We start from the raw sequence: 248 nt of genomic DNA, 5'->3' as shown, positions 1-248 counted from the left end.
GATATCGCTAGTAATAAGATCCGCTGCATTAGCATCCGTTCGGGCAACCAATACAGTTGGAACGCCCATTACATCTGCCGCTAGTCGGGCTGCGATTAAGTTACGCACAGCCGTTTGAGTTGGAAGCAGTACTTTTCCGCCTAGGTGGCCGCATTTTTTCTCAGATGAAAGCTGGTCCTCAAAGTGAACGCCGGCCGCACCTGCTTCAATCATCCCCTTCATTAGTTCAAAACAGTTCAATTGACCGC

At 49.6% G+C, this 248-nt stretch carries 1 pseudogene; it reads right to left on the bottom strand.

What is annotated here, in order from left to right:
- Positions 1-248 (bottom strand): annotated as a pseudogene (locus RYX56_RS24330) (isocitrate lyase/phosphoenolpyruvate mutase family protein); the annotation flags it as partial.

The sequence above is a fragment of the Alkalihalophilus lindianensis genome (assembly GCF_032843265.1).
In the GTDB taxonomy this organism is placed as follows: domain Bacteria; phylum Bacillota; class Bacilli; order Bacillales; family Bacillaceae_D; genus Alkalihalophilus; species Alkalihalophilus lindianensis.
Note: the sequence above shows the minus strand (reverse complement) of the source record. Positions and strands in the feature narration are given on the sequence as shown.